At 22.9% G+C, this 22,847-nt stretch carries 17 protein-coding genes; 4 read left to right on the plus strand and 13 right to left on the minus strand.

The window, feature by feature from the left end:
* Positions 1-216: 216 nt before the first annotated feature.
* The 12 genes from T523_RS02295 to rfbD all read right to left on the minus strand — a co-directional run bounded on the left by T523_RS02295 (position 217) and on the right by rfbD (position 15,790).
* The gene (locus T523_RS02295; RefSeq protein ID WP_042707307.1) at positions 217-1,221 is read right to left on the minus strand and encodes a glycosyltransferase family 2 protein; all 1,005 of its coding nucleotides are present in this window, start codon (positions 1,219-1,221) and stop codon (positions 217-219) included.
* A gap of 195 nt (positions 1,222-1,416) precedes the next feature.
* Positions 1,417-2,535: a CDP-glycerol--glycerophosphate glycerophosphotransferase gene (locus tag T523_RS02300; protein WP_042707308.1), complete on the minus strand. Its 1,119-nt coding sequence runs from the start codon at positions 2,533-2,535 to the stop codon at positions 1,417-1,419.
* 283 nt (positions 2,536-2,818) lie between these two features.
* Positions 2,819-4,006, minus strand: a complete 1,188-nt coding sequence (locus T523_RS09125; protein ID WP_084486378.1) for an ATP-binding cassette domain-containing protein — start codon at positions 4,004-4,006, stop codon at positions 2,819-2,821.
* A gap of 160 nt (positions 4,007-4,166) precedes the next feature.
* Positions 4,167-4,955: an ABC transporter permease gene (locus T523_RS02310; protein WP_042707309.1), complete on the minus strand. Its 789-nt coding sequence runs from the start codon at positions 4,953-4,955 to the stop codon at positions 4,167-4,169.
* Positions 4,956-5,096: 141 nt separating this feature from the next.
* Positions 5,097-6,143 (minus strand): glycosyltransferase family 2 protein, encoded by a 1,047-nt coding sequence (locus T523_RS02315; RefSeq protein WP_042707310.1) that lies wholly within the window; start codon positions 6,141-6,143, stop codon positions 5,097-5,099.
* A gap of 65 nt (positions 6,144-6,208) precedes the next feature.
* Positions 6,209-7,810, minus strand: a complete 1,602-nt coding sequence (locus tag T523_RS02320) for a glycosyltransferase family 2 protein (protein WP_042707311.1) — start codon at positions 7,808-7,810, stop codon at positions 6,209-6,211.
* A gap of 194 nt (positions 7,811-8,004) precedes the next feature.
* The gene (rfbB, locus tag T523_RS02325; protein ID WP_042707312.1) at positions 8,005-9,012 is read right to left on the minus strand and encodes a dTDP-glucose 4,6-dehydratase; all 1,008 of its coding nucleotides are present in this window, start codon (positions 9,010-9,012) and stop codon (positions 8,005-8,007) included.
* Positions 9,013-9,022: 10 nt separating this feature from the next.
* Entirely contained in the window at positions 9,023-9,580 is a 558-nt protein-coding gene (gene rfbC / locus T523_RS02330) for a dTDP-4-dehydrorhamnose 3,5-epimerase (protein ID WP_042707313.1), read from the minus strand.
* Between the two features lie 397 nt (positions 9,581-9,977).
* On the minus strand, positions 9,978-11,849 hold the full coding sequence (locus T523_RS02335) for a rhamnan synthesis F family protein (protein WP_042707314.1): 1,872 nt from the start codon (positions 11,847-11,849) through the stop codon (positions 9,978-9,980).
* A gap of 100 nt (positions 11,850-11,949) precedes the next feature.
* Entirely contained in the window at positions 11,950-13,767 is a 1,818-nt protein-coding gene (locus tag T523_RS02340; RefSeq protein ID WP_042707315.1) for a class I SAM-dependent methyltransferase, read from the minus strand.
* Between the two features lie 123 nt (positions 13,768-13,890).
* On the minus strand, positions 13,891-14,766 hold the full coding sequence (gene rfbA, locus T523_RS02345; protein ID WP_042707316.1) for a glucose-1-phosphate thymidylyltransferase RfbA: 876 nt from the start codon (positions 14,764-14,766) through the stop codon (positions 13,891-13,893).
* Between the two features lie 193 nt (positions 14,767-14,959).
* A complete protein-coding gene (gene rfbD / locus T523_RS02350) occupies positions 14,960-15,790 on the minus strand; it encodes a dTDP-4-dehydrorhamnose reductase (protein WP_042707317.1) in 831 nt (276 codons plus the stop codon).
* 422 nt (positions 15,791-16,212) lie between these two features.
* Between rfbD and T523_RS02355 the strand changes: the two genes are divergently transcribed.
* From T523_RS02355 to T523_RS02370, 4 genes are all read left to right on the plus strand, one after another.
* On the plus strand, positions 16,213-17,469 hold the full coding sequence (locus tag T523_RS02355; RefSeq protein ID WP_042707318.1) for a nucleotide sugar dehydrogenase: 1,257 nt from the start codon (positions 16,213-16,215) through the stop codon (positions 17,467-17,469).
* Positions 17,470-17,482: 13 nt separating this feature from the next.
* On the plus strand, positions 17,483-18,592 hold the full coding sequence (locus T523_RS02360; RefSeq protein WP_052334608.1) for a glycosyltransferase family 2 protein: 1,110 nt from the start codon (positions 17,483-17,485) through the stop codon (positions 18,590-18,592).
* A 486-nt stretch (positions 18,593-19,078) separates the two neighbouring features.
* The gene (gene hacA / locus T523_RS02365) at positions 19,079-20,329 is read left to right on the plus strand and encodes a homoaconitase large subunit (RefSeq protein ID WP_042707319.1); all 1,251 of its coding nucleotides are present in this window, start codon (positions 19,079-19,081) and stop codon (positions 20,327-20,329) included.
* Between the two features lie 19 nt (positions 20,330-20,348).
* Positions 20,349-20,834, plus strand: coding sequence for a 3-isopropylmalate dehydratase small subunit (locus T523_RS02370; protein WP_042707320.1), 486 nt, complete (start codon positions 20,349-20,351; stop codon positions 20,832-20,834).
* Between the two features lie 322 nt (positions 20,835-21,156).
* On the opposite strand, the gene T523_RS02375 is transcribed toward T523_RS02370, so the two are convergent.
* On the minus strand, positions 21,157-22,683 hold the full coding sequence (locus T523_RS02375) for a DUF2142 domain-containing protein (RefSeq protein WP_042707321.1): 1,527 nt from the start codon (positions 22,681-22,683) through the stop codon (positions 21,157-21,159).
* Between the last annotated feature and the right edge of the window lie 164 nt (positions 22,684-22,847).

The following is a 22,847-nucleotide window of genomic DNA, read 5'->3' on the forward strand; positions in this document are numbered from 1 at the left end:
AATAACAACATAATTATATCCTAACATACCAACCATAACTAATCAAATAACAACATAATTATATCCTAACATACCAACCATAACTAATCAAATAAAATCATAATTATATCTATAATCTATCTAATAATTTAATAATATATGAATATCTATAAAATAGAATATCTAAAAAATTTATTAAATATTTATTTTCTATTGAATTAAATAATATACTAAAAATTAAATACTATTTTTAAACATCTTCCAAAATGTATAATATATTTTTGGAGAAATCAAAAATAATCTAATTTTAATATTAAATTTTCTATCAAGACTACTTGTAGATTTAAAATCTCTAAGTTTATCTAATAAACCCATAGATTGAACTTTATCCATAATCATATCATATGGAAAATCACAATAAAATAAAAACATTAAATTTCCAAATATTGCTTTAGGAATACGTTTTGTATAGATTAAATCTATTACTTCCTTATTTCTAGTTTTTGAATTATCCATATAATATTTAGCAAAATTATCTAAAACATTAACAAAATCAAATCTTTCAAGGTATACATTTGATGTAATTGAACCTTCCCTCTGAAGATATAAATATGTGAATTCATGAGATATTGCTACATTCTGAGAAAACACAAGTGCTTTAAGTGCAAATTCAGTGTCTTCACCATAATTAATATTTTCATTAAATCGTATAGAATTTTTATCTAATATATCTTTTTTATACATTAATTCAACAAAACTAAATGGTATTTTCATATCTAATTCTAGTTTAATAAATTCATCAGAATCTATTAAATCTAAATCTTTTATTGAATCATAATCAGAAATATTAGTTAAATATTTACCTTCATTGTTAATTTTACTAAGATAAGTAAATGATAAATCAGAGTTATTATTTTTAAGACTATTGTATAAATTTTCTATATGATTATTAGTTAAAATATCATCATCATCAAGAAATATTATATAATTCCCATTAGCTAATTCAAGTCCTCTATTTCTTGCAGAACTTACACCTTTATCTTCTTGAGAATCTACAATAAATGTAAAATCATGATTTAATAAGAATTTATTTATAATCTCTATAGAATCATCTTCAGATCCATCATCTACAATTATTATTTCAAAATCTTTAAAACTTTGAGATACAAGTGATTTTAATGTTTTTTCAATATACTTAGAAGCATTATATACAGGAATTATTACACTAACTTCATTAACCATTATAATAACCTTTAATTTATAAAAATTTATTTAAATAATATAAAACTTAAAATCTAGATTTAAGAATCAAATATAAAAATTAAATCCTAACCTACTAACCTAACTAAAAACTAAAAACCTAAACATAAAATTAATCCCAACCTACTAATTCCAAGCAAAAATCTAAATAAAGACATAAAAACATAGATTTAAGAATTAAGAGTCTAAAACAAAATCAATAATTCTTTTAGAAGATTTATCATCTATATAATCAAATTGGAATTTCAAAAACTTCTCTAATTTATCCATATTAAATTTAGAATTTTTAATAACATCAATAAGTTCAGAAGTATTTTTAACTATTGTTCCAGGTACATCTTTATAATCAAAGTAAAATCCTCTTTCATTAGATAAATAATTATCTAAATCATATGCAAAAAATATAATTGGCCTATTTAAAATAGAATATTCAATCATTATTGATGAATAATCAGTTATTAATATATCAGACATTAATAAAAGATTTTGCTCATTTTCATATTTTGTACAATCAATAATATTATCAAGATTAAAAATATCTTTATTAATATTATTTTCTCTATCAAATTCATACATTTTAGGATGTAAACGAACAAGAAGAACATACCTATCAGATAATTCATTAAGGAATTTAACTACATCAAAATATTTAAAAACATTATTATATTCTGAATTTTCTCTAAATGTTGGAGCATATAATATTATCTTTTTATTCTTAATTTCAGGATGATTTCTCATAAAATCTTTTTTTATTCTACTAATATTGTTTTTTGATATATTTTTTTTAGAATAAAAATCAAGTCTTGGAATTCCAGATGGAATAATTTTATCTTCATCAATTTGAAAAGCTTCACTATAATATTTTTTAATATTTTCTGATGTTACAGTAAGATAAGTTATACGTTTAGATGAATTTCTAATTAATTTAATTAAATCTTCATCTTTTAAATCAACAGATGAATAACCAAATTTTTTAAATGCACCAGGACCATGCCAAACTTGTATAACTTTAGTTTTATTAGATATATTCATATATGCAAGAGCTAAAAAATTATCATTTAAAAATATATACTTTGATCTTGCAAGATGATATATATCTGAAAATGAAAATCTATTTTTAACTACACAATTATATTCAAGATTAATATTACGTAAATTAAGTTCTTTATAAATATAATTAAAGTTTCCAATAAACGATTTATTCTTATCAACTACAAATGAAACTGAATTATCTTTAATTGGAAAAATATTAAAGATATTAAAGATAGCCCCATATATCCGATGTTTTAAAGCCATATTATTACCTTAGATAATTTAAATTTAAATTAAATTTTAAGAATCTTATTAATAGTAAATTAATCTAAAATAATATAAAAATTTAATTAAAATAATTAATAAAAATCAAAAAAATAAAAAATTCTATAAACCTTAAAAAAAATAAAACCCTAAATTACAAAAAATAAAAAAAATTCTATAAACCTTAAAAAGAGTAAAATTTTAAATTAAAAGTAAAAAAAGCCTATAAATTTTAACTGTAAATTAAAAAAATAATTTGAATATAAAAAATTATAGAAAAAAATTAATTTAATTTAATATTTGCTAGTTGAGCTTTAGATGCACTTTTAGCAGCTTCAATATATTTATCACAAACCTCATCCACATCTCCATAATCCATTACTTTACCATGATCAAGCCAAAGTGCTGTGTTACATATTTTCCTAATAGCACCAATTGAGTGAGATACTAAAATAACAGTTACACCTTTTTTCATAAGAGATTCTAATTTTTTAGTACTTTTTTCCCTAAATTTAACATCTCCAACAGATAAAACTTCATCTAAAATTAAAATATCTGGAGATACAACAGTTGCAATAGAAAAACCAAGTTTTGCTTTCATACCAGAGGAATAATTTTTAATAGGTACTTGTAAAAACTCACCAAGTTCTGAAAACTCTGCAATCTCATCATACTTTTCTTCAAGAAAATCTCTTGTATAACCTAATATTGCTCCATTTAAAAAAATATTTTCTGAACCAGTATAATTATGATCAAAACCTGCACCTAATTCTAAAAGAGGTGCAACATTTCCTTTAACCTTAACCTCTCCTTCAGTAGGTTTCATTACACCAGATAAGATTTTAAGAAGAGTACTTTTTCCAGCACCATTAAAACCAATGACTCCTAATCTTTCACCTTTTCTAACTTTAAATGATACATGATTTAATGCTTTAAATTTAGTTTTAGGTGGAATTTGTCTTTTAAGTGCACGAATGATATACTCTTTAAGATTATCTACTCTTTCTTTAGATAAATCAAATTCCATTGTTAAATCTTTAACTGTTATAATTACTTCATCTGAAACTGGATAAGCTCTTAAAGGATATTTTTTAAGTATTTCTTCTTTTGTTAATTTTTTTGGTTTAGGTTGTGATTTAGGTTTAGATTTTTCTTGTGGTTTAGGTTGTGGTTTAGGTTTAAGAGTAACTATTACTTTATTTTTAGTTTCTGAAGGTAAATATTCAGAATCACCTTTAAAAGAAGTTACTATAGTATAAGTTCTTGGATTAAGATTAATATCAAGAGATACAGATCCATCTGATGAGGTAACAGAAGAATAATTTTTATTTAAAATATTAAAATTAACTTCTTTACCACTTAATGTATTACCATCTTCATCTACTAAAATAGCATAATAAGGAGTAGCTGTTTTAAAGATTTTTTCTAAATTAATACCATAAATACGTGTTTTCTTTCTATTTTTTGACATAAACTACCTCCTAATATATTTAACTGAAATAACTTATTATTTAAATATTTAAATCTTAATCATATTTTCAGATATTTAGTCAAATTACTAACCACATAAACCTATAAACCCACTAATAACAATCCTACCATTAAATAAGTCTAATTACTAACCACATAATTTATAAACGTAGAATGAATTTATCTTGATACTTATAAAATATTACAATACCAATTACCAATGCTACAATAGCTGATAATATTAAATAAGATAATAAATACAAGTTAGGGAAACAATTATATAATATACAATCCCTACATGATGATACTGCAGCATATATTGGACTTAAGTAAAAGAATATTAAAAATTTCTTAGGTATAATACTAATAGGATAGAATAATGGTGTTAAATAAGATAACAACATAATCATTACTCCCCATAGATATTTAACATCTGTAAAGAATGTTGTTAATGTTGCAAGTATTAAACCTACACCAATTGCAAATATAAACATGAATATTACAGGTATAACCATATAAACAATAGTTAAATAAAATGGTGCTCTTGTTACAATCATTACAAGTACAAGTACAATAAGTGATATTAAATAATTAACAAATTCTGATGAAACAACACCTAATGTAAACATATATTTAGGAACATATACTTTTTTAATAATCTGCCTATTAGCACGTATAGAATTCATTGCTCCTGATGTAGAATTAGCAAATAAATCAAATAATAATTTACCAGATAATAAATATACAGGATAGTTAGGAATTGAACGACCAAATAATGTTGAAAATACAATAGTTAATGCTAAACATTGTAGTAATGGATTAAAAAAACTCCAAAGTAAACCTAAAACAGATTCTTTATATTTACTTTGAATATCTCTTTTAATAAGTTCATATAATAAAAACTTATATCTATTAAAATTAGCTAAGAATCTAGAGATATTTCCAAACATTATTTTCACCATATATAAAAAGATAATAAAATATAACTAAAAATCCTTTATAGTTTAAAATATTTAAAATTAATGATTTATACATAATTATTTCTACCATAATAATAAATTTAAAATAAATTATAATTATTAAAAAAAGTTTTAATGTAATTTACCTAAGAAAGATTTAATTGATTCTTTAATTTTTCTTGATTTTTTAATTTTCTTAGAAACATTTAAAGCTTTTGCATAATCATCATTTAATATTGGATTAGCTAAATCTTTATAAATTCTTTCTGAAAAATCAGGAGTATACTCTAATTGTTTTTTCAAAATTGGAGATATTTTCTCTAGAAGTTCTATTTTTTCATTATCTGATATATCACTTGCAATAAAACTTTTAATCCAATATACAACATGTTGAGTAAAAACATCAGGGAAATAATATTCCTTATTAAATTCTTTTAAATCATCCCATGTTTTAAAGTATCCATCAATCATTGCACTAAGATATTTTTTATTACGTATATGTATTGTTGATTTATCATTTGCACTATTCCTAATTCTATAATTATATGCAAAGAAATTATTTAAATAAATTGCTTTTTTAACACATAATAAGGAATGTATGAAAAGTTCTAAATCTTCTGCAAGCATTCCTTCAATGAATTTAATATTATTCTCAAAAAGAAAGTTTTTTCTATAAAGTTTAGTCCAAATACTAGGACCTATCTTAAAAAATTTAGGATTCTCATCAATTGAAGATATTTCTACTTCATCAATATCTTTATTAAATACATACTCTGGTTTAAGAGATTTATCATTATAAACATTCATATATGTAGCAATAATTAAATCTGCATTTTCACTTGAAATTTTATTATACATTACCTCAAATGCATTTTCAACATAGGTATCATCATGATCCATTACTATAACATAATCACTTTCAGCATTTCTAATACCAATATTCCTACCTTCTCCAGGAAAACCAGAGTTTTTATCTTTAAAAATAACTTTAATATTAGAATACTTCTTATAATTATTTAAAAGATTTATGGTATAGTCATCTGTAGATTTATCATCAACAATAATTACCTCAATATTATTAAATCCAATACTCTGATTTTTAATTGAATCTATTGCTTCTACTAGAAAATCTCCAGAATTATAAGTAGGTATAATAACTGAGAGTTTATAATCTGACATTTAATCACTGTAAATAATTTTAATAAATATATTGTAAACCTAATTAATATAATTAAGTTTAATTATTAATCCTTAGATAAAGGATATTTTTTTAATATGAAATCTTTTAAACTGTTTATAATATTAATATAATCTGAATTTAAATAATATACCTTAGAAGAATCATATCTCTTAGAAGTATTTAAATCATTAAGAAATACTAAGTCATATAAGTCTAAATCAATAATTGAAGAAATATTATCTAAACATAAAATCTTTATAGTATTTTCTCTTAAATCAATGTTTTGGATATTTATATCACTATCAAATGAAATTATAACATCAGTTAAATTATCTACGTAAATATTTTCAGGATCTGTAGATAATTCCACTAAAAAACCTTGACTTTTAAATTTATTAAATAAATCTAAAATAAAATCATCTAATTCTTTTACTATAAATAAAAATTTTAAAGGTTCAGAAGAAAAAAACTTCTTATTATTTAATTTATCTAAAAGAATATTTCTATTTAGATAATTATACCATTTACTAATAAGCATGTTTGAATTGTGTTTAAAGTTTTTATTTGTAGTTCTAGTACTTGATTCATGATGAAATAGTAATGCACTTGAACAATAAACTATATCATAACCTGCTCTATTTAATTTAAGTGAAAAATCTACATCTTCATAACCATAGATATAATCTTCATCAAGACCACCAAGTTCCTCATATACAGATTTTCTAATTAAGACTGCTGCAGCAGTAACAGATACTACTTTTTTAGTAGTATTTACATTTAAATCAAATGGGTTGAATTGTGAATTATTGTTATAAGCATATACTTTTAGATATTTATTAAATGAAAAAATATCTCCAGAATGTTGAATTTTAAATGATTTTTTACTTGAATCAATATCATCATAATAAGGAAATAGAAGTTTAGCACCTACTGCAGCTATATTATCATCTTTTAATATAGTTCCTACCATCTCACTTAACCAAGCAAAACTTGGTTCAATATCATTATTTAAAAGTAGAATAAATTCACCATTTGCATTTTCTACCCCAATATTATTTGCTTTTGAAAAAGATAAATTTTTGGAGTTTTCAATAATTTTAACTGGAAAATCTAAATCTAATGATTTAAGATAATTAATAGAATCATCACTTGAATTATTATCAATAAAAATAAGTTCAATATTAGAGTAATTTGCTTTTTTAGAAAAATCATTGAAAAGGATTTTTAACTTACTAAGACCATTTCTATTTAAGATTATAATAGAAACAAGAGGTTCTTTAATAAAATTATAATTATTTAAATAGAGTTTATTTGTATCAAGAATTCTTTCTTTTATAAGGTATTGTGATGGAAAAGCTTCACGACCTTCATTAATACCATATAAAACATAATGAACAAGCGGATTTAGACCTGCATCTTTAATATCTGGATATTCATTTAAGTATTTAAAAGTATTAAAATTTAATGATGGATCAAAACCTTTTTTATATCCATAAAATAAGTAATGTTCTAAAGGATTACCAGAAAAATAAGATGAATAATGATTAATATAAAATTCTTCATCAAAAAGATTCAATTCAATAATCTTATTATATGCTTTACTATATTTTAAAGCCTTTTTAGCATTAAATCCAGATTTTAACATGAAACTAAAAATATTACTCATATTATAACCTTTTTTAAATAATAATATAAAGAATTAAAAAAATATTAGAATATAAATCGTTTTTATAGATAATATTAAAATTAAAGCCTATAAAATCGATTAAATCAAAAAATAGATAATATAAAAATTAAAACTTAAAAATTTATTATATCAGAAATAGTGAAATATTAAAGATATAATTAAGTATTTAATAATTATCTATTTGAATACATTCTTTCATAATATTTTTGATATTCTCCACTTTTTACTTTTTTAATCCAATCTTGATTGTCTAAATACCAATTAATTGTTTCAACAATACCTGTTTCAAAATTATATTTAGGTTTCCATCCTAAATCTTTTCTTATTTTAGAAGAATCAATAGCATAACGTCTATCATGACCTAATCTATCACTTACAAATTTAATAAGAGATTCTGGTTTATTTAATTCTTTAAGAATTAATTTTACAATTTCAATATTTGATTTTTCATTATGACCACCAATATTATAGACCTCACCAGATTTACCTTTATGTAATACTAAGTCAATAGCAGTACAATGGTCATATACATGTAACCAATCTCTAATATTTTTACCATCCCCATAGATTGGAAGTTCTTTATCTTCAAGTGCATTAGAAATCATAAGTGGTATTAATTTTTCTGGAAATTGATATGGACCATAGTTATTTGAACAACGTGTTATATTAATAGGAAGATTAAATGTATTATGATATGCTCTAACCATTAAATCAGCGCCTGCTTTAGATGCTGAATAAGGACTGTTAGCTTGAAGTGGTGTTTCTTCTGTAAAGTATCCTTCTGGTCCAAGAGAACCATAAACTTCATCAGTTGAAACTTGAAGATATTTCTTAATATCATACTTTTTAGCTGCATCAAGTAAAGTTTGAGTTCCTAAGATATTTGATTTAATAAATATTCCAGGATCTTCTATACTTCTATCTACATGACTTTCAGCTGCAAAGTGTACTATATAATCTACATCAGATACTAATTTATCAACTAAACTAGCATCTCTAATATCACCTTTTACAAAAGTGTAATTATCATAATCTTCAATATCACTTAAATTTTCAAGATTTCCACAGTAAGTTAATGCATCTAAATTAATAAAATCATAATTTGGATATTTATTAACCATATATTTTAAAAAATTACTACCAATAAATCCTGCTCCACCAGTAACAAGTATTTTAGTCATATAAATCCCTCTAAAAATTAACAGGTGTATCTTTTAAAGCTTTCCAATGTTGATCTTTTTCTGAGAATATTAATTTATCAATTCCCTCTGTAGGCCAATCAATACCAATATCTGGATCATCCCATTTAATTCCACCTTCATCATTAGGATTATAAAAATCAGTACATTTATATACGAATTCTGCAATATCAGATAAAACTAAAAATCCATGTGCAAATCCTTTTGGAATAAATAATTGTTTTTTATTTTCTTCAGATAATCTTACTCCTACCCATTTACCATAGGTTTCTGAATCTTTTCTTAAGTCTACAGCAACATCAAATACTTCACCTTTAATTACACGTACAAGTTTACCTTGTGGTTGAGTATATTGGAAATGAAGACCTCTTAAAACACCTTTTGTAGATCTTGATTGATTATCTTGTACAAAGGTTAAATCATAACCTTCATCTTTAAAATCATTTTCATTATATGTTTCCATAAAGTATCCACGTTCATCACCAAATACTGTAGGTTCTACAGTAAATACACCATCAATATCTAATTTTGTAAATTTGAATTTTCCCATAATATCACATTATACTTATTTTGTAATTTAATAATAATAAATTTTTAATTATATCTAATTTATTGAAAAACTATTAATTAAAATTTAAACTTTCTAAAATACATTTATTTTTAAAAAGAGTATTGCTGAAATCTTTCAAATTTTTTTTAAATAAAATTTCTTAAATTTAATTTTTAAGTATTAATACTGTTTAAATTATTATAAAAAATAGTTTTCAACAGACTCAAAAATTAAAATAAAACAATTATAACTCCCAACAAATCTTATAATCTAATAAATAAAATTCTAATATAAAATCAATTAATAAAGAATAAACTATTGTTTTTAAATTATAAATAAAATTAAAAAAATAAATTCTTAAGTTTAAATATAGAATTAAAAAAATAAAAAATTAAACTTATTTTTTGATTTTTCTTAAGACTTTTTTAATTAATTGTTTAAACTTCCATTTACTAAAATTCTTAAGACTAGCAGTCATCCTAAAATAATTAGGTAAAGAATGGATAAATCCAAAGAAAGAACGATTATATCTAATAAATCCAGGATCATGAGATTTAATAGATCTTAATGTATTACCAAACATATAATTAAAGTTAAATATTTCAGTTCTTCCATAATCTTCAGTCATGACAATTTCAGTATAGTATTTTTGGCTTGCTGCAACATAACCATAAATCCTTTCTAATGCATGACTAATAGTTCCATCAGCAGGCATTGGTTCTTCTGGAAAATCTATATAATCTAATTCTAAATCAAATATAGGTTTTAAAGCATCATATTTAGCCCAAAAACAATTACCAATAGATAACGGTGCTTTAGTCCTAGTAATTTTAGGCCTATTTATATTCATTCTCTTAAGAAGTTTTAAAACAATATTATAACACATTGTCCAATAATTATTCATATATGTAAAGAAATATGTACCATGATATACTCTTGGAGGAACGATTAAACCTAAACTTTTATGATTATCAAACTCTTTAATAATAGAATTAATATAATCAGGACTTCCTAAATTATTCTCCCATAATATATCTCTAAATGTAGCTCCAACAGTAATATATTCTTTTCCTGCAGATTTTTTATCATGCATAAAACAAAAGTAATCATAATCTTTTAATATATCACGACTAGCTACAAATAAAGAAGCCATATCTCTTCCACGAGGATTAATTTCCATTACACGAGTATTGTTATTTAATTTACTTGCAATATTCTCTTTAAAGAATTCTTGTTTATCTTTAGTATCAGTTGTTATAAGAATATCAATATAATCTGGAATATTTTTTAAATAATTAAATGCATACTCCCATAAATCATCATAATATAAATGAACAAGAACAATAACTTTTTTATTTGTTTTATAATTAGCATTTAAATTATTTTTAGGAAATATCCTAATTAAATTAAGAATATCAACTAATTGACTAGGTTCCATAGTTCTAAGGAAATAATTATATATTAAAGAAGTATCATAATTTGTATTTTTTTCTAAATATTCCATTGTACGAGATATTTCCATCCCCATATTATAACGAAGATGAATATCTCTTGGTAATTTAAATGCTTTTCTTTTAAGAACTGGTAAACCTCTATTTGCTACCATATTATACATATCATAAGTATGGAAACTCATAGCTTTTTCTCTTGATTCTTCCATATCTTGAGTATTAATATAAGGCATCCATTTATAACCTAAATCTTCAAATTTCTTAGTTAAAACTGCTCCATGTTTAAAAGCTAAATCATTAAAATCTGTGTAATCTGGAAGATTTGACCAATAGTCTTGGAATTCTTTAGATTTAATAATATTCTTTCTAAAAGCTAAAAAATAAGTCTGTAAATATCTTGGTCTATAACCATAAGGACATAAATTACGAGCATTAGGTGCTTCACCATGATTAGTTATACCCCAAAAATCTACATCTTCTTTATCCATTTTATCAAATACTTCTTTAAATGGATATATTGGACCAAAGAATGAATCATTAAATAATATTACTTCATCAAAATCAAGAAGCTTATTAAAACCATATTCTTTAACCATTACGTCTCTCCAAGCACCAGCATCAAAACCAATATTAGATCTAAATAAAATATCAGAATCTATATATTTCTTTAATTTATCAATGCTTTTTGAGTTTAATTCACCATTTGAAACAATGAATAATTCATCTAAATTTTTAGAAATGTCATCTAATAAATAAGTAATATAATCATCAATAATGCCCTCTTTGTCAAAACAAAGAAAGATTCCAAGACGTTTCAATAAAATCACTCCAATTAATAAAAATAAAAAAAAGTAAAATAATAATTATATTAATTTACATATTAAAAAGCTAAATTAATAATTATATTATTAATCTAATCTATTTTAATTTATGTGTTAGTTTTCTAAGAGGTTTTGTAATTTTCCAAGAGTTTGAACCTAATATTTCATGAATAAACTCGTTTTTACTTTTAATTTCTCCTTCTAATTCATTAATCAATTTTTGTTGACTAAAAACAATATCTTCCCTTAATAAATCAATTCTTTCATTATCACAATTATCTGAATCTATACATAAATCAATATAATCATTGAGTTTATCAATATTATCAATAAAGTTTTTAGATATAATTTTATGTTTAGGTTTTGGATGGAAACCAAATACATAATTAAAGAAGTTTATATTCCATTTATTAAACAATTTAAAATCAGAAGTATCTAAATTGAAATGTTCAAATATTTCATCAATAGTAATAAATTCCCTAAATATAGGATTACTTTCTCTATGGTGGAATAATACTCTATAAAATATATATTCTAATGGAACTGGAAAATCAAATAACCATTCATAGTCAATAGCAAATAATTCCTTATTAATAATAAAGATATTACTAAATATTAAATCAAGATTTGTTATATTATGACAATGAAATGTTTTATTAGATTTTTTTTTAAATACAGATAAGAATTTTTTATTTGCATATTTATTAGATGTAAATGAATCATAAAATAAATCATTATAGTATCTTTCTAAAAGCTTGAAAAACTTATTTTTATCATTATTTACAATTGCATCTAGTATATAATATTCAAATGATTCTTCATGTATAAATGGATAAGTAAGTTTCTTACAATCAAAATCACATTTAAGGCATTTAATTTTACCAAATGATTTATTACTTCCATTATACATTTTTTTAATATGGTTTAAAGATTTTTTTGATTCAGGAAGTTTAGAAACCAAAATTTTCCCATTATTATCTTTAATAGTTGTAAGTGTTCTGAATTCTTCTTTTCTATCAGAATTTAATTTAATAAATTGAATACTATCAGTTAAATGATTATTAGAAGAATTTCTAATCTCTACTAAAAATGAATTTGAAAAGTTTCCTGCTAGATTCTCACTTGCAAGTAATTGGTTTAATTTATCTTCTCTAAAGAAATTAACTCTTTCATCATAATACTCTATTTTACGATCATAAGGAATTCTATTTACAAACTCATCAGTATTAATAATTTGAGGAAATACATAATCTGGATATGGATAGAAAAATTTATAATTTTCAAATCCTGCAGATTCAATAATATTTTGAAGTTGTGATTTTGAGAAGGTTTCTACATAATCAATATTTGGATAACCATCAATACCAGTAAATAATTGGTTAATATGTTCTTCTTTAAAACCAGCAAAGTATTTTAATCCTAAACGATTATTAATTGCAAGTAAAATTACACCATCTTCTTTTAAAAAAGTTTTTAAATATTTTAAATAATCTTCATAAGGATTTTCTGAATCTATAAATGATTTTGCATATTCAAAATTATCACATAGTATAATATAGTCAAATTTCTCATTTACTTCAATATTATTAAAATCAGAATCTATAATAATTGATTCATTTGATCTATTAGCTACAATTTCAGCCATTAAATCATTAGGTTCAATTGAAACTACATGTTTTACTTTCCTTGTAAAAAGGGAAGTTAACTGACCATATCCTGCACCTACTTCTAATAAACTAGCATCTTCTTTAAATGGATACCATGAAAACAAATTCTCCCTTAAATAAGATAAAACATAATGATAAGGATAGTAATTATTATCATTTATAAAATTAGAAAAATCAGTATTATTTTCAGTGATTTTTAATATTTTTTCTCCAAATAATTCATTTTCATATACTCTTTTAAAATTCATTATAAAACCCATTAACTAATGATTTAAAAAAATAAATTTTCTCAAAATCTTTAAATTTAATATATAATTTATTTCCAATTTAATAAATTAAATTTCTAAATACTCAACAAAATAAATATTTAATTATTTAACTAAATCATTAGCTAAATCAATTAAATATTTACCATAATCTGTTTTTTTAAGAGATTGTGCCTCTCTTAATAAATCTTTTCTTGTAATATATCCTTTTCTATATGCAATCTCTTCAAGACATGCAACATATAAACCTTGTCTTTTTTGAATTGTTTCAATAAAGTTTCCTGCTTCTAAAAGACCATCATGAGTACCTGTATCTAACCAAGCCATTCCTCTACCTAATAATTGGACTTTAAGTTTTCCTCTTTTAAGATACTCTTCATTAATAGAAGTGATTTCTATTTCTCCTCTATCTGATGGTTTAACATTTTTTGCAATATCTACTACTTGATTATCATAGAAATAAAGACCAGGAACAATATAATTTGATTTAGGATGTTCTGGTTTTTCTTCAATTGATAATACATTCCAATCATCATCAAATTCAACAACACCAAATGATTCAGGATTTTTAGAGTAATATCCAAATACTATTGCTCCTTCTTTTAATTCAGTACATTTTTCAAGGATTTCTGTAAATCTATGACCATGGAAAACATTATCTCCAAGTATAAGAGCAACAGTATCATCACCAATAAAATCTTCACCAATGATGAATGCATCAGCTAATCCTCTAGGTTCATCTTGAACTGCATAAGAAAATGATATACCTAAATTACTACCATCACCTAAAAGCTCTTTAAAGTGAGGTAAGTCTCTTGGAGTTGATATAATAAGAATTTCTTTTATTCCAGCTAACATTAAAATGGAAATAGGATAGTAAATCATTGGTTTATCATATAATGGTAATAATTGTTTAGAAACAGCTTTTGTAATAGGATAAAGTCGAGTTCCTGAACCACCTGCAAGTACAATTCCTTTCATAAATAATCCCTCATAAAATTCTATTTATAATAAATAATAAAATAAAATTAAATTAAATTTTAATAAATTTAAAATAAATTAATTAAATTTAAGTAATTAATATATTATAAATTTAATTAAAAAAATTTCTAAAATTTAATAAAACTAATATAAAATATAAAAAAATAGTAAATTATTTAAATTAAAATAGAAACTATAAATTTAAATATTCATCAAGAGCTTCTTTATAATCTCTTAACTCAGTAAATCCATTTTTAATCCATTTATCATGAGATAAAACAGAATAATGTGGTCTTGGTGCAGGAGCAGCAAATTCTTCACTACTTACAGGTTTAACATTAACATCAATACCTTTTTTCTTAAATATTAATTTAGAAAATTCATACCAAGTAGTATTTCCACTATTTGTAACATGATAAACTCCATATTTATCAGAGTGAATAATTTCTTTAATAGCAAGAGAAAGATCTTTTGTAAATGTAGGTGAACCTTCTTGATCATTTACTACAGTTAAAGTATCATGATTTTGAGATAATTCTAACATTTTTTTAATAAAATTAGGACCATGAACACCATATAACCATGCAGTTCTAAGAATGAAATATTTATCTAAAATATTTTCAATATTTTCCTCACCTTGAAGTTTAGATTTCCCATAAATAGAATCTGGTCCAATTTCATCATCTTCTACAAGTGGTCTATGTTTATCTCCTTTAAATACATAATCTGTACTAATATGAATTAATGTTCCACCTATTTCTTTTGTTGCTATTGCAAGATTTTTAGGTCCTTCTGCATTTAAATTATATGCTAAATCTTTTTCTGTTTCACAAGCATCTACATTTGTCATAGCAGCACAATTAATAATGACATCTGGCATATATTCCTTAAATTTAGACCTAATTATATCTAAATCAGTGATATCTAAATCTTCATGGCTAGTTGCAATTAAATCTTCATCTTTAAGAACTTCACATAAATCAGTCCCTAACATACCATTTGCACCAGTTACTAAAATTTTCATGAAAAACACCTTTAAATATTATGAATATTATTAAAGTAATTTATAAATTTAAAATCTATTAAAAAATATCTAAGTTCTTCAAAATAAATCTATAAATCTATAACTATAATAAAAATCTATTTAAATTCCTTTAAAATAAAATTATAGATTAAAACATACTAAAATTTATTTAATTTAAAAATTTAACTTAAACATAAAGTTTAAATCTAAAAAATCAATTATAAATTTTAATTAATCTAAACCAATAATTAAAAAATTTAATAATTAAAAATTTATAAATTTAAAAACCCTTAAAATAATAATTTTCATAATAAAAATTAAAAAAATCTATATTATAATAAGGATATATTAATAATATTATATATAATATTAATTTAACTTTAACTTTATATTTTTATTAAAGAAATTAAGAGGAATTAAAAATGAAAGTATGTATAATAGGTCAAGGATATATAGGTCTTCCTACAGCAGCATTATTTGCACAAAATGGATGTGATGTTGTTGGTGTAGATATTAAAGAGGATATTATCAAAGATTTAAACAAAGGAATTGTACATATGGAAGAACCAGGAATAGTTGATAGTATCAAAGAGGCTATTAATGAAAAAAGATATACTGCTAAATTAGAACCTGAAGAAGCAGATGTGTTTATTATAACTGTACCTACTCCATATAAAATAGAAGACTTAAGTTGTGATTTAAGTTTTGTTATAGATGCTTGTAATTCTATTCTTAAATATATTAAAAAAGAAAACACAATTATAGTTGAATCAACTATTGCACCTGGTTCAATGGATGAAGTTGTAAAACCAATATTTGAAAAAGAAGGTTTTACTATTGGAGAAGATTTATTCCTTGCACACTGTCCAGAAAGAGTTCTTCCAGGAAGAATAATGTATGAACTTGTAAACAATGATAGAATTATAGGTGGAGTAACACCGAAATGTACTAATAAAGCTGCAGAAGCATATGGAACTTTTGTTAAAGGAAAATTAATGAAAACAGAAGCAAAAACAGCTGAATTATCTAAATGTATGGAAAATACATATAGAGATGTTAATATTGCACTTGCAAATGAACTTACAAAAATATGTGCTGAAATAGATGTAAATGCATTAGATGTAATTAAACTTGCAAATAAACATCCACGTGTAAATATACTTAATCCTGGACCTGGCGTAGGTGGCCATTGTCTTGCAATAGACCCATATTTTATATATTCCAAAGCACCAGATACTGCTAAAATAATTAAACTTGCAAGAGATACAAATAAAAGTATGCCTGATTTTACAGTTAAATACACTGAAAAAATTATTAAGAAACATACAAATAAAAATAATACAAAAATCGCAATACTAGGATTATCTTATAAAGGAAACACAGGAGATACAAGAGAAAGTCCTGCATTTGAGATTATTGAAAAACTTAAAAAAGAAAATTACACCATTGGAATCTATGATCCACATGTAGAAAATGATACATATAAAAGTCTTGAAGATGCAGTTGAAGGTGCATCACTATGTTTAATACTAGCAGATCATGATGAATTTAAAAACCTTGATTATAAAGTACTTATTAGAAAAATGGATAATCCAATAATCTTAGATACTAAAAATATAATTAAAGAAACACCAAACGAAATTAAATTATTTAATTTTGGTAATTTATCAAAAATATAATTTTGTGATTAATATGAGTAAAAAAGGTATTAATATTATAGTTCCAACGTATAAAGCAGAAAAATATATTATAAACCTTTTAAATTCACTTAAAAATCAAACAATAGATTATAATCTATTTGAGGCAATTTTTATTATAAATGGTAAAAAAGATAATACAGAAAATATCATAAAAGAATTTAAAAATAAAAATCCAGAAATTAATATAAAAATCATAGAGTCTAATCAAGGTATTTGTATTGCAAGAAATAAAGGACTTGAAGAAGTAGATAGAGAATATGTAATCTTTATTGATAATGATGATTATATAAGTCCAAAATACCTTGAAGTTTTATATAAACATAGAGCAGATAAAAGAATAGTTCTTGGAAACTTTTATAATTTAAATGAAAAGACTAAAAAATTAGAAAAAACAAATTTTACAGATTCTCTACTTAATAATGAAGGAATTACAAATCCAAATAAAATAGCAATAGATGCTATGTTTATTACAACAAATAAATTAATACCATTTAAATATATTAAGAATATACGATTCAATGAAAAAATAGTAACTGGAGAAGATATTGAATATTTTTCTAGAGTTTATGGAAAAAACGACTTTGAATTTTATATTGTAAAAAATAGTGAAGAAGCAAATTATTATAGAGTTTTTAGAAGTGATTCTGAATCTAATCAAAATATTTCATATAATTTCAATGTCAAAGAAAGATTAAATACTATGGAATGTATTGATAAAACATTAGATAATATTGAAAATAAAAAAATGAAAAATATAATATATGATGCTAACTATAAAGGCCAAAGAAATTTTATTATAAGATATCTAGTAAAATATCCTCAAAACTATAGAAAAGTACTTAATGAAATAGATAAACATGATTTTAAACATTTTGATTATGACAAATTTAATGAAGACACAATTACAAATCTTTATAATATTATAAATGAAAAAAATAAAAAAATTTCACAATTAAAACAATTAAATCAATCTAATATAAAAGAAAAAAATGAAAATATTAAAAATTTAAAAAAAATGAATCAATCACTTTTAAATTCAAAAAGTTGGAAAATAACAAAACCTCTTAGAAAACTTAAAAATTTAATAAAACAGAATTTCTAAGAAATATTTAAAAATTTAATATTATATTAAATCTATTGAAATTATATTTTTTAATAATAATATAAAATAGTATTATACCTAAAATTTAAATTTAAAAGAATTTTTTAAAAATGATTCCAAGACCACTATATTAAATTTTAGGCTTTGTTGAAATCCTCAAAATCTTTTGAATAAATTTTCTTAAAATTGATTTTCAAGCATTAATTATTGTTTAAATTTTTATAAAAAATAGGAATTCAACAAACCCAAATTTTAAATAAATAGTTTTAAATATCTATTTTAATACTTTTTATTTTAATTAAACTTTTTTTAAATAAAAATTTATATTAAAATCAAATCCAAAACTTAACCTACTTTTAATAAAAATATTTAGATTAATTTAAATAGTCAAAATTTATTAAATGAAAAAACATATAAATAATTATTATATTATTTTTATAATATTTTATTAAAAAATTAAGTATTTAATTTTTAGGAGAAAAAATTATGTCAATGACAATGTCTGAAAAAATATTAGCTAGAGCATCTGGTAAAGATAAAGTAGAAGCTGGAGAAATTGTAATGGCTAATATTGATGTAGCAATGACTCATGATTTAACTGGTCCTCTTGCAGTGAAAGGATTTAATGAAATTGGTACTAAAAAAGTATGGGATAAAGATAAAATTGTTATTCCATTTGACCATCAAGTACCAGCTGACTCAATTGATGCAGCTAATAACCATATTTTAATGAGGAAATTTGCAAAAGAACAAGATATTACAAACTTTTATGATGTAAATGAAGGTGTTTGCCATCAAGTTCTTCCAGAATTAGGTCATGTAAGACCTGGAGAAGTTCTTGTTGGATCTGATTCACATACATGTACACATGGTGCATTTGGTACATTTGCAACAGGAATTGGTTCAACAGATATGGCAATGGTTCTTGCAACTGGTAAATTATGGTTTAAAGTTCCAGAAACTATTAGATTTGAAATTTCTGGTGAATTAAAAAAAGATACCTCTGCTAAAGATGTTATTTTAAGTATTATTGGTAAAGTTGGTGCTGATGGAGCAACCTATAAAGCATGTGAATTTGTAGGGCCAACAGCTAAAAACTTTGAAATGACTGATAGAATGACTCTTTCAAACATGACTGTTGAAATGGGTGGAAAAGTAGGTCTTTTTGAAGCTGATGAAAAAACTAAAGAATATCTTAAAGGTAGAACTAATAAAAAATATACTGGATTTATTACTGATAAAGATGCAAACTATGATACAATTGAAATTGATGTTAGTGACCTTGAACCACAAATCGCATGTCCTCACCATGTAGATAATGTTAAACCTGCTAGTGAAGTAGATAAACATGTAGATCAAGTATTTTTAGGTTCATGTACTAATGGAAGAATTGAAGATATGAGAGATGCAGCTGAAATATTAAAAGGTAAACATGTTGCTAAAGGAACAAGAATGCTTGTAATACCTGCAAGTAAAGAAGTTTACACTAAATGTTTAGAAGAAGGATTAACTAAAATATTTGTTGATGCTGGTGCACTTGTCACTAATCCATGTTGTGGACCATGTTTAGGTGGACATGTTGGTCTTATTGGACCTGGAGAAGTAAGTCTTTCAACTTCAAATAGAAACTTTAAAGGAAGACAGGGAAGCCCTGATGGAGAAGTATACTTATCTAGTGCTAAAGTAGCAGCAGCTTCTGCAATTACAGGTGAAATAACTTTACCAAGTGAATTATAAATCATAGAGGAAAGATAATATGGAAGGAAAAACATGGAAATTTGGTAATGATGTAGATACTGATACAATCTTACCTGGAAGATATTTAATTTATAATGATGAAGAAACATTATCTAAACATTGTATGGAAGGTTTAGATCCAGATTTCAGTGAAAAAGCGAATAAAGGAGATTTTATTGTTGGTGGAACTAACTTTGGATGTGGATCTTCAAGAGAACATGCACCTATGGCTATTAAAGGTTTAGGTATTAGTGCAGTTATTGCAGAATCTTTTGCAAGGATTTTCTACCGTAATGCGACAAATATCGGTGTCCCCTTAATTGAAGCTCCAGGCGTTCATGACAAAGTTAAAGAAGGAGAAACCATTGAATTAGATATGGAAAATGGTGTTATTAAAACTGAATCTGGTGAAGAGATTAAATTTAAAAAATTACCACCATTTATGTTAAATATTCTAGAAAGTGGTGGATTAATTCCTTGGATTAAAAATAATCCAGATTTATAAATTGGAAAAAACCATTTTCCAATTCTTTTTTTATATATTTTTCAAACAAAATTTTATAATCCAAAATAGGATTTTAAAAAAGCCAATAATTAGAATATATTATTATTCTATAAAACAACTAATTTTAAAAAAATCCTATTTAATAATCTATTTTATAAAAATTCAATTTTTAAGTTTAAAACGACTTATTTTAAAAATTAAAGATTTAAAAAGTTTAATATATAAAAAAATAAAAAATTAAATAGTAAAATTAATTTTAAAGATAATTATTTTAAATATATTGTAAATATAGATAAAAATAGGAAAATAATAGATAAAAAATTTAATAAAAGTTTATATATGTTAAAAGTAACATTGAACTTAAAAAACATATTATAAAACATATAACAAGTAAATTAATGTTTTTACTAGCTTTTTGATTATTTAAATTAAATACCATAGGTCCTAATGCTATAAGTGGAAGGAAATATCTTCCAAAAACACCTACTACTTTTGGATATCCTACATTACACCATGTAAGATATTGTACAAAATATGTACCAAAGAATATTAAAAATCCAATTAAAAATATTCCAATTCTAAATTTTCTATTTATTTTAACATCACTTGGATATAAAAAACAAATAGCTAAATAAAATATTAAAAAGCTTATTATAAGAAACATAGAAGTATATGGTGGTAAATTACCAAAGGAAAATAATCCACATATTACATTCCAAATATTTTCTAAATTAAATATTATATTAATAGATTGTATTGGATGATGCCCCATAAATATTAGTTGACCTATTAAATTAACATTATTTTTTAAGAAATATGTTCCTCTCCATGAATTAAGTAATTGCTTAGTAGCAAATAATTTAGTCCATAATATATCTAATAGGATAATTGATATAAATCCAATAATCCTTGAATATCTAACTTTTTCTGTTTTAAAATTATTTTTAGGAACAAAAAATACTAATAATGCTAATCCCATATATGTTACCTTAGTAAATCCACATAAAAGTGAAATCATTAAAAATATTAAGATATTCTTATAATTTAATGAATTTTCTTTTGATTTATACATATATAAAAAGTATCCAATTGAAAGTATTGCAAGTGCATTTACACTTGAGTCAATACTTAAAGATGCTGCTTGATATATTGTTAAAGCCATACAAGAACATATAATAAGTGGAACTTTAAATATTGGTGCTTTTTTAATTGCATATGAAGTAATGATTGTATACATTAAAAGATTACATATTCTTCCAAGCCAAAGCATCCATATATTATTAAGATTTAAACCTTTAGCAATATCAATACCTATTGCCTGTGGAATATAACCATAAAATGGATTTTGACAAAAGGCCGATGAAACATAAGCACTTGAATAATTAATTTTCTCATTTGCCCATGAAGAATTATAGAATGTATCACCAGTTATTTTATAAAGTGGAGACATTGAAGCTATTGTAAGATAACCTTTTGATTCATAAGATGTTTTATTTGAATTAGGAATACTTACATAATTTGGAAATAGCTCACCATTTGATGTTAATTCAGATCTCCAAAAATGTTCTGTTTCATCACATACAGTAACAATAGGAGTTAAAAATACAGACATTAATCCAAATATTAATATTATAACAAATGCTACCTTATATAATGGAATATCACTATTTGATATATAAAGTACAAAACAACCAATTATAAATAAAGTTAAAAAAGGTATTAAAGTAAATTTTATATTAAAATGAGATATTTTTGTTTGATATACTGTAAAAGCTAATAAAAATATAAAATAAATTAAAAAGAACCATTTTAAATTTAATATACCTTTTAATTTATTAAGATTATACATAATATCACAATAATTAAAAATTTACAAGTTAAACTTATCAATCTACAAGAATATTATATTTATAATTATTAATTATAAAGTTAATTAAAAAAATATAAGTAAATTATTATAATTTATAAGTACACAAATTAATCTTAATTTTTATTCTATTAATTCTTATGATT

It is taken from the genome of Methanobrevibacter wolinii SH (assembly GCF_000621965.1).
Lineage (GTDB): Archaea > Methanobacteriota > Methanobacteria > Methanobacteriales > Methanobacteriaceae > Methanarmilla > Methanarmilla wolinii.

What these genes read in the sequence shown, in the direction of transcription:
- T523_RS02295 (WP_042707307.1), bottom strand. Translation starts at nt 1,221, where the DNA reads ATGGTTAATGAAGTTAGTGTAATAATTCCTGTATATAATGCTTCTAAG.
- T523_RS02300 (WP_042707308.1), bottom strand. Translation starts at nt 2,535, where the DNA reads ATGGCTTTAAAACATCGGATATATGGGGCTATCTTTAATATCTTTAAT.
- T523_RS09125 (WP_084486378.1), bottom strand. Translation starts at nt 4,006, where the DNA reads ATGTCAAAAAATAGAAAGAAAACACGTATTTATGGTATTAATTTAGAA.
- T523_RS02310 (WP_042707309.1), bottom strand. Translation starts at nt 4,955, where the DNA reads ATGTTTGGAAATATCTCTAGATTCTTAGCTAATTTTAATAGATATAAG.
- T523_RS02315 (WP_042707310.1), bottom strand. Translation starts at nt 6,143, where the DNA reads ATGTCAGATTATAAACTCTCAGTTATTATACCTACTTATAATTCTGGA.
- T523_RS02320 (WP_042707311.1), bottom strand. Translation starts at nt 7,810, where the DNA reads ATGAGTAATATTTTTAGTTTCATGTTAAAATCTGGATTTAATGCTAAA.
- rfbB (WP_042707312.1), bottom strand. Translation starts at nt 9,012, where the DNA reads ATGACTAAAATACTTGTTACTGGTGGAGCAGGATTTATTGGTAGTAAT.
- rfbC (WP_042707313.1), bottom strand. Translation starts at nt 9,580, where the DNA reads ATGGGAAAATTCAAATTTACAAAATTAGATATTGATGGTGTATTTACT.
- T523_RS02340 (WP_042707315.1), bottom strand. Translation starts at nt 13,767, where the DNA reads ATGAATTTTAAAAGAGTATATGAAAATGAATTATTTGGAGAAAAAATA.
- rfbA (WP_042707316.1), bottom strand. Translation starts at nt 14,766, where the DNA reads ATGAAAGGAATTGTACTTGCAGGTGGTTCAGGAACTCGACTTTATCCT.
- rfbD (WP_042707317.1), bottom strand. Translation starts at nt 15,790, where the DNA reads ATGAAAATTTTAGTAACTGGTGCAAATGGTATGTTAGGGACTGATTTA.
- T523_RS02355 (WP_042707318.1), top strand. Translation starts at nt 16,213, where the DNA reads ATGAAAGTATGTATAATAGGTCAAGGATATATAGGTCTTCCTACAGCA.
- T523_RS02360 (WP_052334608.1), top strand. Translation starts at nt 17,483, where the DNA reads ATGAGTAAAAAAGGTATTAATATTATAGTTCCAACGTATAAAGCAGAA.
- hacA (WP_042707319.1), top strand. Translation starts at nt 19,079, where the DNA reads ATGTCAATGACAATGTCTGAAAAAATATTAGCTAGAGCATCTGGTAAA.
- T523_RS02370 (WP_042707320.1), top strand. Translation starts at nt 20,349, where the DNA reads ATGGAAGGAAAAACATGGAAATTTGGTAATGATGTAGATACTGATACA.
- T523_RS02375 (WP_042707321.1), bottom strand. Translation starts at nt 22,683, where the DNA reads ATGTATAATCTTAATAAATTAAAAGGTATATTAAATTTAAAATGGTTC.